We start from the raw sequence: 13233 nt of genomic DNA, 5'->3' as shown, positions 1-13233 counted from the left end.
GAGGAAAGCTAAGTGCCTAAGAAATCAAACATATATAGATGTAAAAGCTGTGGATATGAGATGGTAGGGTTTTTAGGTAAATGTCCACAGTGCAATGAGTTTGGGACTATGGAGATTGTTTCGGTAGAGTTATTTGAAAAAACAAAGACAAAATCAACAATCACTCCGTTTAAATTATCTGAAGTAGACTCTAAAAATAGTGAAAGGATAAAAACGCAAATAAATGAATTCGACAGAGTAATGGGGGGAGGGATAGTCAGAGATTCTGTGACTATCCTTACCGCAAAGCCCGGTGCTGGAAAATCTACTCTGTTATTGCAGGTTGCCAATATACTGGCAAAAAAAGGAATCAAGGTTTTATATGCATCTGGAGAAGAGTCCAGCTCACAAATAAAATCTAGAGCTTTAAGAATATTAACTGATATAGATGAAAATTTATTTGTGATTTCGGATAATAGCTTAGATAGAGTGGTTGAAGTAGCTAATAATTTAGATGCCGAATTTATTATAATTGATAGCATTCAAACATTTACAGTAGAAGAAGCGTTACCTTCTCGTGCAGGCTCTCCTACTCAGACAATGGGATGTGCAAATGAACTTGTCAAATTAGCAAAAGAGAGCAAGAAACCAAAAGTAGTTTTCATAGTAGGACAGATGACTAAAGAGGATGAGTTAGCTGGAGTTAGAGCACTTGAACACCTAGTGGATTGTGTTCTTGTCATAGAAGGGGAATCAGGAGAAGAGCTAAGAACTTTGATTACTACAAAAAACAGGTATGGATCTACTGGGGAAATTGGCTTTTTCAGCATGACTGAAAGAGGGATGCTTTCTATAGACAATCCCAGTGAGTTTTTTATGACTAGAAGAAACAAAGATAACAACGTATCAGGAAGCTCATTAACAGTAGTGAAAGAAGGTACCAGACCTATAATCTTAGAAATAGAATCACTAGTATCTCATTCGTTCACACCATATCCTTCAAGAATTAGCGATTCATTGAAGAGAGATCATTTAAATACCTTGATATCAGTTCTAGAACAACGTGGGGGAATAAATTTATATGACAAAAATGTTGTAATTAAAACTACAGGAGGAATCAGATTAAAAGATCAGGCTTCAAATTTGGCTATTATAATGAGTATTGCTTCTTCATATTATGATATAGCCATAGATACGGACACTGTCTTTTTAGCGGATGTGGGACTAACTGGAGAACTAAAAAAAATACCTTCTTTAGAATCAAGATTAAAAGAAGCCGAAAGAATGGGTATAAAAAAAGCTTACATTCCCTATGATGTTATAATGAATACAAAATTTAAGAACTTGGAGATTGTTAAAAATAAATTGCTTAAAGATGTACTTAAGGAGTTTTTTAAATAGTGGGGGAATACCCCACTATTTCATTGTATATATTCCGAGAATTTTGTCTCTCTCTAATTCTTTTTTTATTGTATCAGATAGATTAAAGCCGAGAGTTTCAGCTAAAGAACTCAAAAAAAAGATATATGCTCCGATTTCTTCTTCTAATTTTTCCTTACAAACATTACAGATATTTCCTCTGACATGGGAATCTAACGTTTGAACTAATTCCTCAAGAGTGTCAGAATCAAAATCCTGTTTTTTAGCTACAATCTCTATGCACCCGCAGTTTGTTACTGATTTTGCTACGGCTCTATTAATTCTTGCGTTATATTCATCTAACTTTGTCATTATATCCAATATACTTTTATGTCTAATTGAAACTCTACTTGATAATGTTTGCAAATCATCTATAATATTTTTTTCATCTAGTGTATCCATAAAATCACCCTTTCTTACATTCATTATAAAAAAAGTCTACGGGGTTTGTCAAACATTATGAAATAAGATTAAAAATTTTCTTTAAATTGTGTAAAATTACAATGAAATAAAAAATAATTGACTCTAAATAATGGTTATGATACTATATAAACTTTACATTCTCCATTAGTTGGGTTATACTTAAAATGTAGAATCTATAAAAGGAGGAAATCCTATGTTTAAAATTGGCGATAAGATTGTGTACCCAATGCATGGCGCTGGAGTGATAGAGGATTTAGAAATTAAAGAAGTGTTGGGAGAAAAAAGAAAATACTTTATATTGAGAATGCCAATCGGAGATATGAAAGTAATGGTACCTGTGGAAAATATAGAAGAAGTCGGAGTAAGAGATATAATTACAGAAGAACAAGTAAAAGAAATTTTTGATATATTAAGAGATAATAAATCAAAAATGCCTGATAATTGGAATAGGAGATATAGAGCAAATTTAGATCATATAAAAACCGGAGACATATATAAAATTGCAGAAGTCGTTAGAAACTTAAGTATTTTAGATAAAGAAAAGGGTCTTTCAACAGGTGAGAGAAAGATGTTGAATGATGCAAAAAAAATATTATTTTCTGAACTAGTGCTTGCGGCTAATTTATCAATTTTAGAGATTGAGAGATTAGTTCAGGAAGCTATTTTTAATGAGCAAACATAAAAATATCTGGAAAGTTTAGGCAAATACAGATATAATACTTTTAAAAAGAGGAGGTGAAAAGATGGTAGAAAAAATAGTCAGAGCTATCATCACTTCATTTGGAATGGCATTAGGATTTCTTTTATATAGCATATTAGATAATTTAAATTTGATTAATTTTAGTGGAAGCAACTCAATCATAGCTATTATTTCTTTTGTTATAATATTTGGAATTATATTTTTCTTTTTATCCCCTAAATTCATACAATTTGCTAAATATTTAGCAAAAAGAATTGAACATGAATTGCAGAGATTTACTTTGCAAAGCATAATATTTAGTTCAATAGGCTTAATCATAGGCTTGATTATAGCGTATCTATTAAGTCAACCTCTATATATGATAAAAATACCATATATTGGGATTATTGGATCGGTATTGCTATATATATTCTTTGGATATTTAGGGATAAGAATTCCATTTAGGAAAATAGACGATATCAATGCTAGCATTAAAAATTTTACAACAGACAATGACTTAATAAAGAGGAGTTCAAAAGATAAATCAAAATCTTTTAAGACTTCTCCAAAGATATTAGATACAAGTGTCATTATTGACGGCAGGATTGCAGATATTGTAAAAGCTGGTTTTATAGAAGGACCACTAGTAATTCCTGAATTTGTTTTAGAAGAACTTCAGCACATAGCTGATTCCTCTGATCCTTTAAAAAGAAATAGAGGTAGGAGAGGGCTTGACATATTAAACAGAATTCAAAATGAGCTAGATACCGAAATTATTATTCATGATAAAAAATTTGAAGATATAACAGAAGTTGATTCCAAGTTGTTAAAGCTTACTCAAATGCTAAATGGTAAAATAATAACTAACGATTATAATTTAAATAAGGTCGCAGAAGTTCAACGTATAGAAGTGCTTAATATAAATGATTTGGCAAATGCTGTAAAACCAGTTGTATTGCCGGGGGAAGAGATGCTAGTGCAAGTTGTTAGAGACGGAAAAGAGTCAGGGCAAGGATTAGCATATTTAGATGATGGTACAATGATTGTAGTGGAATCTGGCAAAAAATATATAGGCGAGAACATAGACGTAGTCGTTACATCGGTGCTTCAGACCTCTGCTGGCAAAATGATTTTTGCAAAGCCTAAATAAAATTAGCTTAGATAGAGGTGATGATAATGTATAATGGCAATTTTGTATCAGTCATAATCGCTTCAGCCGGAATGAGCAACAGAATGGGCAGCGGTGTAAACAAACAGTTTATTTTGATCGACAATAAACCAATACTAGCTCATACAATTGAGAAATTTGACAGATCAAAATATATAGATGAAATTGTAGTTGTTGCAAGAGCAACAGAAATCGAATATTGTAAAAAAGAAATAATTAAGAAATATGGGTTTAAGAAAGTTACAAATATAGTTAAGGGTGGAAAGGAAAGACAAGACTCAATATATAATGGGATATTGGCATTGAGCGAGAAATCAGATATTGTACTTACTCACGATGGAGCAAGACCTTTTTTAAGAGAAGAGCTTATATTAAAAGGAATTGAAGGAGTAATTAAATATGGTGCTTGTGTCATTGGAGTACCAGTGAAAGATACCATAAAAGTAGTGGATGAAAACAATAAAGTGCATCATACTCCAAATAGAGCGTTGTTGTGGGCTGCTCAGACACCACAGTGTTTTAAAACAGAGCTATTAAAAAAAGGGTATGAATATGCTAACTTCGAAGGTATAATAGCAACTGATGATAGTTCTTTAGTCGAAAAATACGGACATCCTGTCATGATGATTATGGGAAGTTATGATAACATAAAGATAACTACACCAGAAGATTTGATTATTGCTGAGTCAATACTAAAAAATATTGAGACCAACAAATCGAATGATGATTTTGGAGGTGTACTATGAGAATTGGATTTGGTATGGATGTTCATCAATTTAACGAGCATAGAGAGCTTATACTAGGGGGAGTTAAAATTCAGCATGAGAAAGGATTGTTAGGCCATTCTGATGCAGATGTCTTAGTTCACAGTATAATGGATGCTATTTTAGGAGCTTTGGCATTAGGTGACATTGGGAAACACTTCCCAGACACTGATATGGCATATAAAGACATTTCTAGTATGATTCTATTGAAAAAAGTGTATGAGCTTATGAAAAATAGCGGATATAAAGTAGGCAATATAGACGCTGTTATAGCTGCTCAAAATCCAAAACTAGCTCCATATATTACTAAGATGAGAGAAAATGTGGCAAATGCCTTAAACACTAACATTGAAAACATAAGTATAAAAGCAACAACCACTGAGAAACTTGGGTTTGAAGGCAGAGAAGAGGGAATGACTAGCTATTGTGTTTGCCTGCTTGAAAAAGATGTTGACAATAAAAATATTTTTGTATAGACTATAAAATTAGTAGCGATGAGAGGAAATAGTAGTTAATTATGGTACTTAGAGAGGAAACTTATAGCTGAGAGGTTTCTTGCCCAATGATTGACGAACCCACCCTAGAGCATTTAGCGAAAGCTTAACGTTTGGCTCGTTATAGCCTATGAGTGAATCCAATGAAACTTGGATTAACAAGAGTGGTACCGCGGAGTTTGCCTTTCGTCTCTTTATGTAGATGAAAGGTTTTTTTATTTATTCAAAGAGGAGGAATAATCAATGAAAATGTCAAATCTTTATATGCCAACTTTAAGGCAAGTGCCAGCTGAAGCTGAAATTCCAAGTCATCAACTCCTTTTAAGAGCTGGTATGATTAGAAAATTAGTTAGTGGAGTTTATTCATACCTACCTTTAGGGTATAGGTCGATTAGAAAGATTGAAAATATAGTCAGAGAAGAGATGGATAAAAAAGGGGCTCAAGAGTTATTGATGTCAGCAATTCAACCAAGAGAACTATGGGAAGCATCTGGCAGATGGGACAACTTCGGTCCAGAAATGTTTAAACTCAAAGATAGAAATGACAGAGAGTTCTGCTTAGGGCCAACACATGAAGAATATTTTACAAATTTAATTAAAGACGAGGTAAATTCATATAAACAACTTCCTCTTATAATATACCAAATTCAAACAAAATATAGAGATGAAAAAAGACCAAGATTTGGAGTTATCAGAGCTCGCGAATTTATAATGAAAGATGCATATAGTTTTGATGTCGATGAAGAAAGCATGAAATTATCTTACCAAAAGATGTGGGATGCATACGATGCGATATTTACTAGGCTCAAATTGAACTATAAAGTTGTTCAAGGCGATACAGGAGCAATGGGAGGAAAAATTTCTCACGAATTTATGGCAATGAGTGATGTGGGAGAAGGCAGAATTGCATATTGCAAAGACTGTGATTACGCTGCAACAGATGAAAAAGCAGATGTAGTAATTAAAGTAGAAAACAATGAGCCTATGATGGAAATTGAAAAAGTATATACACCAGATATAAGGACGATTGACGAACTAACAGAATTTTTGAATATTGATAAAAATAGATTTGGAAAAGCAATTATTTATAAAGCAACCGGCAAACCTATTGTAGTATTGATTCCAGGGCATAGGGAACTAAATGAAACAAAACTGATAAACTATTTAAAAATAGCAGAACATGAATTGGAAATGGCAGATGAAAATACAATAAGAGAAATTAGTTTAGCAGATAAAGGATTTACAGGACCTATTGGGATTAAAGATGCTAGAATAATAGTTGATAAAAGGATTACTTTTATGAGAAACATAGTAGTAGGAGCTAACGAAACTAATTATCATTTAAGAAATGTAAACTATGGGAGAGACTTTGAGGCTGAGGTAGTTGAGGATCTACTTTTGGTTGAAGAAGGAGATATTTGTCCAAAATGTGGTAGTAAGCTCTATATAGATAGAGGTATTGAAGTAGGGAATATATTTCAACTTGGTACAAAATATTCGAAGAGTTTAAATGCAACATTTCTAGATGAGAACGGCAAAGAAAGAGAATTTGTCATGGGAAGCTATGGAGTAGGGGTATCGAGATCATTAGCAGCAATAGTTGAACAGTATCATGATGAAAAAGGTATAGTTTGGCCATTTGTCGTTGCTCCATACCATGTGATAATAACTATAATCAACACAAAAAAAGAGGAACAATATGCCTTAGGACAGAAATTATATGATGAATTGACGAAAAAAGGCATAGAAGTTTTATTGGATGACAGAAACGAAAGTGCTGGAGTAAAATTTAATGATAGAGATTTGATTGGAATACCTGTTAGAATCACAGTAGGCAAGTTTGCAAATGAAGGCATAGTAGAGTTTTCTTTAAGGAAATCCAATGAAAAGGAAGATTTAAAAGCAGAAGAAGTTTATGATAGAATAATAATGGCATTTAAAGAGGAAGGATTTGAACTATAATTATCAAGGGGGATTAATATGGATAATGTAAGAGTAAGGTTTGCACCCAGTCCTACAGGTTATCTTCATATCGGTGGATTAAGAACTGCATTATATAATTATTTATTCGCAAGGCAGAACAAAGGGAATTTTATTTTAAGAATTGAAGACACTGATCAGACAAGGTTTGTAGAAGGTGCAATTGAAAATCTCATAAATTCACTACTCTGGGCAGGTATAAGCTATGATGAAGGAGTTTTCATAGAAAATGGTAAAATCATTGAAAAAGGGGAATTTGGACCTTATATACAATCAAAGAGACTTGATATTTATCAAAAATATGTTGATGAACTAATAGAAAAAGGTCATGCTTATTATTGTTTTTGCACTAAAGAAAGGCTTGAAAAAGTTAGAGAAGAGCAAAAAATTAGTGGGCAGATACCTAGGTATGATGGTTTTTGCAGGAATATTCCATTAGAAGAAGCAAAAGAGAGAATAAAAAAAGGTGAAGAATATGTAGTTAGATTAAAACTTCCTCTTAATAGAGACATTAACTTTTATGACATGGTAAGAGGACATATAACTATTAACACTTCAGATATGGACGATCAAGTCTTGCTAAAATCAGATGGATTTCCAACCTACCATCTAGCAGTAGTAGTGGATGATCATTTAATGGGGATTACCCATATAGTAAGAGGTGAAGAATGGCTGCCATCTACACCAAAACATGTATATCTATACGAAGCTTTTGGATGGGAAAAGCCAACATATGTTCACCTGCCAACAGTTTTAAATAAAGATAGAAAGAAATTATCTAAAAGGCAGGGCGATGTTTCGGTTGAAGATTTTAGAAATAAAGGATATTTGCCAGAAGCTTTAGTTAATTATTTAGCTTTAGTCGGTTGGAGCCCAGAAGACAATCAAGAAATAATGAGTTTAGAAGAAATGATAGAAAAATTTTCATTTGAAAGGGTTTCGAAAACTGGCGGGATATTTGATATCGATAAATTAAATTGGATAAATTCTCACTATATACGTACTTCTTCCACAGAAAGAATCAGAGAATTAGCTATTCCTTATTTGATAAATGAAAATTTAATAGATGAAAAATTCGCAAAAGAAAATGAATATTGGCTTGATTGTCTAGTTGATACATTGAAAGAAAATTTAAACACAATAGCTGAAATACCTCAAAAATCTATGTTTATATTTGCAGAACAAATCGATATAGATAAGGATTTATTCGATCAACATTTAAACAACGATAATACTCCAATTCTTATGAATGCCATAATTGAGGAAATACAAAATATTGACAACTTCAACATAGATGAAGCCAAGATTTTCATGAAAAAGATTCAGCAAAAGACAGGCATAAAAGGTAAAAACTTGTTTATGCCAACTAGAGTAGCATTAACAGGAAGCGAACACGGGCCTGAGCTTGTTAACATACTCTTTTTACTAGGAAAAGACAAAATAATCAATAGGGCAAGAAATGTTTTGAAAATCTATTCAGGTATTATATAATATGATTAACGTTAGATGTTCGATAAGGCTTAAACCAAGGAGGATACTATGAATTTATATAATTCCCTTACCAGAAAAAAAGAAGAGTTTATTCCTTTAGTAGAAGGAAAAGTAACTATGTATAACTGTGGACCAACTGTATATAATTATATACATGTAGGGAATGCAAGACCTTTGGTAGTCTTCGACACATTGAGAAGATATTTTATTTACAAAGGGCTAGATGTTAAAATGGTAATTAATTTTACTGATATAGATGATAAGATAATAAATAGAGCAAAAGAAGAAGGAAAAGAAACCACTGAAATAGCTCAGACTTATATAGATGCATTTATGGAAGATGCAAAAGAATTAAACTTGTATGAATATCCAACCATCCACCCAAGAGCAACAGAATACATCAATAAAATGATAGAGTTTATTGAAGGGTTAATTGCAAAAGGGGCAGCTTATGAAGTAAATGGAAATGTGTATTTTAGGATAGATAAAGCTAAAGACTATGGGAAATTGAGCAAAAAAAATATCGATGAGCTAATTAGCGGAGCAAGGATTGAAATCAACGAAGACAAAGAAAATCCATTGGATTTTGTTTTATGGAAGAAAGAAAAACAAGGAGAACCATCTTGGGATAGTCCTTGGGGAAAAGGTAGACCCGGGTGGCATATAGAGTGTTCAGTTATGGCTAGAGCCTTATTAGGCGAAACTATAGACATCCATTCGGGAGGAGAGGATTTGCAATTTCCACATCACGAAAATGAAATTGCTCAATCTGAGACTTTGACAGGAAAACCATTCGCAAGATACTGGCTTCACAATGCCATGTTAACAGTTGACAACAAGAAAATGTCCAAATCACTAGGGAATTTCTTTACGCTCAAAGATATAAAGAAAAGTTATGATTTAGAAGTATTAAGATTCTTTCTATTGTCTGCACACTATAGATCTCAAATCAATTTTAGTAAGGAAGCTATGGATCAGTCCAAAAGTGCATTAGATAGACTGTATAATGCAAAAACAAACCTTGAATATTATATTGAAAATGCTAGCCTAAATGAAGACAAAAAAGAATATGAAAAAATCAAAGAAAATGTAGATTTTTACAAAAATAAATTTATAAATAGCATGGAAGACGATATAAATACAGCAGATGCAATAGCATCAATATTTGAACTCGTAAGATATATAAATCAAAACTTAGATGAAAGTAAACCTAAAGAAGCATTAGAATATGTATATAAAGTATTTATGGAACTTAATAGAGTTTTAGGGATATTATCTAAGAGAGTAGAAATCTTGGAAGAGGACATTTTAAAATTAATAGAAGAAAGAAATAATTATAGAAGAAACAAAGAATTTTCCAAAGCAGACGAGATAAGAGATGAGCTTAAAAACAGAGGGATAATTCTAGAGGATACAAAAGATGGTGTAAAATGGAAAAGGATATAAACCATATTTTTAAATCGACAAATAATAAACTTGTTATAGAAGATATAGAAAGGCTTCACCCACTTCAATTAGCATATATAGGAGATGCTGTATATGAATTGATGGTAAGAAGCGCAATCTTAGATGTTGATTTAAATGTAAATAAGTTGAATGAAAAAGCTAGAAAATACGTTAAGGCTACATCTCAAGCTAGCGCGGTTAAGATTTTAGAGGGAATATTTACAGAAAAAGAGTTATCCATAATTAGGAGAGGGAGGAATGCAAAGATAAATTCCTCCCCTAAGAACACAGAAATCATAGACTATAAGTATGCAACTGGGTTGGAATGCTTAATTGGATATCTTTATTTAACTGAACAATTTGAAAGGTTAGGAGAAATCTTTAATAAAATATTTGATTTGGATAAAGGAGCATTCATATGAAAGTAGAATTGCTAAGATATACGCCCGATGGAGAAAAGTTGATAGCTTCTGCGGCAAAACTATGCTATTCACAGGTTGGAATTGGAGAAATTGAACAAAGTCAAGATGATGAAAAAATAGAATCCTTTCTCAACATGTTAGTAGAACTTGGACATGAAAGTCCAATAGAACATGTAAGCTTTACATTTGGAATTGAAGGAGTTTCAAGGGTTTTGACTCATCAGCTTGTTAGACATAGATTAGCAAGTTACTCACAACAATCTCAGAGATACGTAAAATTAGATCAATTTGAATACATAGTGCCACCTAGTATATTAGAAGATGAGGAAGCATCTGAGATTTTCTTAAAGATGATGGAAGAAGATCAAAAAGCATATAATAGAATAACTCAAATTTTAACCGAAAAGAAAACTAAACAATATATATCTGATGGAATGAGCGAAAAAAAGGCTAGGTCAAAAGCCGAAAAAGAATCCATAGAAGATGCAAGATATTTATTCCCGAATGCATGTGAAACTAAAATTGTCATGACTATGAATGCAAGGAGTCTTATGAATTTTTTTAGTTTAAGAACTTGCAATAGAGCACAATGGGAAATTAGAAACTTAGCTATAGAAATGTTAAGGGAAGTTAAAAAGGTATATCCTACATTATTTAAAAATGCAGGACCTAATTGCATAAAAGGCCCATGCAAAGAAGGAAATATGACCTGTGGGAAAATAAACGAAGTAAGACATTTTTTCAAAGAACTAGACAATAAATAGAGTGGAGATATTTATATGAATGATAAAAATTCAAATCACATAATAGGCAGAAATCCAGTCCTTGAACTTTTAAAATCAGACACACAAATTGATAAACTTTATGTACAAAAATCTGAAAGCAAGGGCTCTATCATCAAAATAATCAATCAGGCTAAAGAAAAAAATATAATAATTCAATATGTTGAAAAAGAAAAACTTGATTATCTCTCTAATGGTCTTGCTCATCAAGGGGTAATAGCTGTCGTTAATGATTATACCTATAGCGATATAAGTGAAATAATCGATTATGCAAAAGAAATAAATCAAGACCCATTTGTTGTAATATTGGATGGGATTGAAGATCCTCATAATTTAGGTGCTATTATAAGGACTGCTGAATGTGCTGGGGTCCATGGGATTATCATACCCAAACGAAGAGCGGCAACAGTTAATGAAACAGTAATAAAAACATCGGCAGGAGCAGCTATTCACATGAAAATAGCTAAAGTCACCAATATTTCTACAGCAATAGAAGAGTTAAAAGAGCTTGGGCTGTGGATTTATGGAGCAGATATGGATGGGGAAAGCCTATATTATAAAACCAGTTTAAGAGGGCCAATTGGATTGGTAATCGGCTCAGAAGGCAAAGGTATCTCTAGATTGGTAAAAGAAAAATGTGACGGATTATTAAAAATACCAATTAACGGGAAAATAGGATCGTTAAATGCTTCTGCAGCTGCAGCAATATTGATATATGAAGTGGAAAGACAAAGAAATGGAAACTAAGAAGAAAGAATATCTTTATGTAGATGGATACAATATAATAAATTCATGGGAAGAACTAAAGGAACTTTCTAAGATTAGTTTGGAAGAAGCTAGGATTAGATTATTGGAAATCCTTTCTGAGTACCTTCACTATTCGAAGATTGACATAACAGTAGTTTTTGATGCATATATGGTCAAAGGGAACATCACTACAATCGACGAATATAAAGGTGTAAAGGTTGTTTATACCAAAGAAAACGAGCTAGCTGATCACTACATAGAAAAAGCATTAGATGAGATTGGCAGATTAAAGAAAGTAACCGTAGCTACATCGGATAAGCTTGAGCAAGACATAATATTGCAAAAAGGAGGGATAAGAATATCTGCATTAGAGCTAAAAGCAGAAATTGAAAATGCAAAGAAAGCAGTAGAACGAAAACGCAAGAGAATGAATATGCAAAATGATATTCAAGTAGGAAAACTCGAAGACCTTTTAAAAGATACTCTAGACAAATGGAAAAAGGAACAATAACTTCAGGAGGCTTGCCTAATGAAAATTAAGACCGAAAATAATAGCATAAATGAATATTTGCAAATGTCAGATGAACAACTAGTAAAACTTGCCCAAGAAGAAGATAAAATAGCACTTGAAATTTTGATAAAAAAATATACAGGCATCATAAAACGTAAAGCTGCTAGATATTATATACAGGGAGCAGAAAATGAAGATTTAGTTCAAGAAGGACTAATTGGATTATATGAGGCTATAAAAGCATATAATCCTGATAAATACACTTCGTTTAAGTATTTTGCGAACATTTGCATCACTAGGCAGATCATAACAGCATTTGATTCAGCCAACAGACAGAAAAACTCTCCGTTAAAAGATTATGTTTCATTAAATAAGGAAGTTTGTGGGCAACATACAGATTTAAAATACGAGGATATGATATCATCAGTAAATAGCTTGGATCCACTAGAAATATGCATTCTTGAAGAGGAAATCTTGAATATAGAAAACAAAGTGAACGCTCTTTTGAGTGATTTTGAAAAAAAGATTTTTTCAATGTACTTGAATGGGTGCACATATAATGAGATGGCTGATAAATTAAATTGCAAAGTAAAAAGGGTAGATAATGCACTGCAGAGGATAAGGAAAAAAATTGAAACTTATTTATCGCCGATTAAGCAGTATTGACAAAATGTTAATTATGTAGTAGAATAGATTACTGTAAGCCCACGTAGCTCAGCAGGTAGAGCACTTGCATGGTAAGCAAGAGGTCACCGGTTCAAGTCCGGTCGCGGGCTCCAAATAACAAGAGACACTAGGACGAGTTTTCTATAAAGACAAAAAATAAATATAGGAGGAATAAAAATGGCAAAACAAAAGTTTGAAAGAAAGAAACCACACGTAAATATTGGAACAATAGGACACGTAGACCATGGTAAGACAACACTAA

The 13233-nt window shown here is 32.5% G+C and carries 15 protein-coding genes, 1 tRNA gene and 1 other annotated feature; of the genes, 15 read left to right on the top strand and 1 reads right to left on the bottom strand.

Features of this window, described 5'->3' with window-relative positions:
- The first annotated feature begins 12 nt into the window (after nucleotides 1–12).
- Entirely contained in the window at nucleotides 13–1380 is a 1368-nt protein-coding gene (gene radA, locus ACTB1H_RS00525) for a DNA repair protein RadA (protein ID WP_463260873.1), read from the top strand.
- 15 nt (nucleotides 1381–1395) lie between these two features.
- Here the strand turns inward: radA and ACTB1H_RS00520 are convergent, their stop codons facing one another.
- Nucleotides 1396–1800 (bottom strand): nucleoside triphosphate pyrophosphohydrolase family protein, encoded by a 405-nt coding sequence (locus ACTB1H_RS00520; protein WP_463260872.1) that lies wholly within the window; start codon nucleotides 1798–1800, stop codon nucleotides 1396–1398.
- Between the two features lie 214 nt (nucleotides 1801–2014).
- Between ACTB1H_RS00520 and ACTB1H_RS00515 the strand changes: the two genes are divergently transcribed.
- The 14 genes from ACTB1H_RS00515 to ACTB1H_RS00450 all read left to right on the top strand — a co-directional run.
- Complete coding sequence (locus tag ACTB1H_RS00515; protein WP_463260871.1) at nucleotides 2015–2503, top strand: CarD family transcriptional regulator; 489 nt, start codon at nucleotides 2015–2017, stop codon at nucleotides 2501–2503.
- Between the two features lie 61 nt (nucleotides 2504–2564).
- The gene (locus ACTB1H_RS00510) at nucleotides 2565–3650 is read left to right on the top strand and encodes a PIN domain-containing protein (RefSeq protein WP_463260870.1); all 1086 of its coding nucleotides are present in this window, start codon (nucleotides 2565–2567) and stop codon (nucleotides 3648–3650) included.
- A 26-nt stretch (nucleotides 3651–3676) separates the two neighbouring features.
- Nucleotides 3677–4414 carry a 2-C-methyl-D-erythritol 4-phosphate cytidylyltransferase gene (gene ispD, locus ACTB1H_RS00505; RefSeq protein WP_463260869.1) on the top strand — a complete coding sequence of 246 codons (738 nt, stop codon included), beginning with the start codon at nucleotides 3677–3679 and terminating at the stop codon, nucleotides 4412–4414.
- Nucleotides 4411–4908, top strand: a complete 498-nt coding sequence (gene ispF, locus ACTB1H_RS00500) for a 2-C-methyl-D-erythritol 2,4-cyclodiphosphate synthase (RefSeq protein ID WP_463260868.1) — start codon at nucleotides 4411–4413, stop codon at nucleotides 4906–4908. Before ispD ends, ispF begins: the two co-directional genes overlap by 4 nt.
- A gap of 9 nt (nucleotides 4909–4917) precedes the next feature.
- Nucleotides 4918–5123, top strand: a binding site (T-box leader).
- A gap of 46 nt (nucleotides 5124–5169) precedes the next feature.
- Nucleotides 5170–6888, top strand: a complete 1719-nt coding sequence (locus ACTB1H_RS00495) for a proline--tRNA ligase (protein WP_463260867.1) — start codon at nucleotides 5170–5172, stop codon at nucleotides 6886–6888.
- Nucleotides 6889–6906: 18 nt separating this feature from the next.
- Nucleotides 6907–8397, top strand: a complete 1491-nt coding sequence (gltX, locus tag ACTB1H_RS00490; RefSeq protein ID WP_463260866.1) for a glutamate--tRNA ligase — start codon at nucleotides 6907–6909, stop codon at nucleotides 8395–8397.
- A 48-nt stretch (nucleotides 8398–8445) separates the two neighbouring features.
- Nucleotides 8446–9843: a cysteine--tRNA ligase gene (gene cysS, locus ACTB1H_RS00485; RefSeq protein ID WP_463260865.1), complete on the top strand. Its 1398-nt coding sequence runs from the start codon at nucleotides 8446–8448 to the stop codon at nucleotides 9841–9843.
- Nucleotides 9828–10265: a Mini-ribonuclease 3 gene (locus ACTB1H_RS00480; RefSeq protein WP_463260864.1), complete on the top strand. Its 438-nt coding sequence runs from the start codon at nucleotides 9828–9830 to the stop codon at nucleotides 10263–10265. The genes cysS and ACTB1H_RS00480 overlap by 16 nt, the downstream gene beginning before the upstream one ends.
- Entirely contained in the window at nucleotides 10262–11029 is a 768-nt protein-coding gene (gene thyX / locus ACTB1H_RS00475) for an FAD-dependent thymidylate synthase (protein WP_463260863.1), read from the top strand. Before ACTB1H_RS00480 ends, thyX begins: the two co-directional genes overlap by 4 nt.
- A 15-nt stretch (nucleotides 11030–11044) precedes the next feature.
- Nucleotides 11045–11794, top strand: a complete 750-nt coding sequence (gene rlmB / locus ACTB1H_RS00470) for a 23S rRNA (guanosine(2251)-2'-O)-methyltransferase RlmB (protein WP_463260862.1) — start codon at nucleotides 11045–11047, stop codon at nucleotides 11792–11794.
- Nucleotides 11763–12305, top strand: coding sequence for an NYN domain-containing protein (locus ACTB1H_RS00465; protein WP_463260861.1), 543 nt, complete (start codon nucleotides 11763–11765; stop codon nucleotides 12303–12305). The genes rlmB and ACTB1H_RS00465 overlap by 32 nt, the downstream gene beginning before the upstream one ends.
- Before the next feature lie 18 nt (nucleotides 12306–12323).
- Nucleotides 12324–12971, top strand: a complete 648-nt coding sequence (gene sigH, locus ACTB1H_RS00460) for an RNA polymerase sporulation sigma factor SigH (protein WP_463260860.1) — start codon at nucleotides 12324–12326, stop codon at nucleotides 12969–12971.
- Between the two features lie 37 nt (nucleotides 12972–13008).
- Nucleotides 13009–13084, top strand: a tRNA-Thr gene (locus tag ACTB1H_RS00455).
- A 64-nt stretch (nucleotides 13085–13148) separates the two neighbouring features.
- On the top strand, nucleotides 13149–13233 hold an 85-nt coding region (locus ACTB1H_RS00450), incomplete at its 3' end, for a GTP-binding protein (RefSeq protein ID WP_463260928.1).

The organism is Soehngenia sp., from assembly GCF_055108775.1.
Note: the sequence above shows the minus strand (reverse complement) of the source record. Positions and strands in the feature narration are given on the sequence as shown.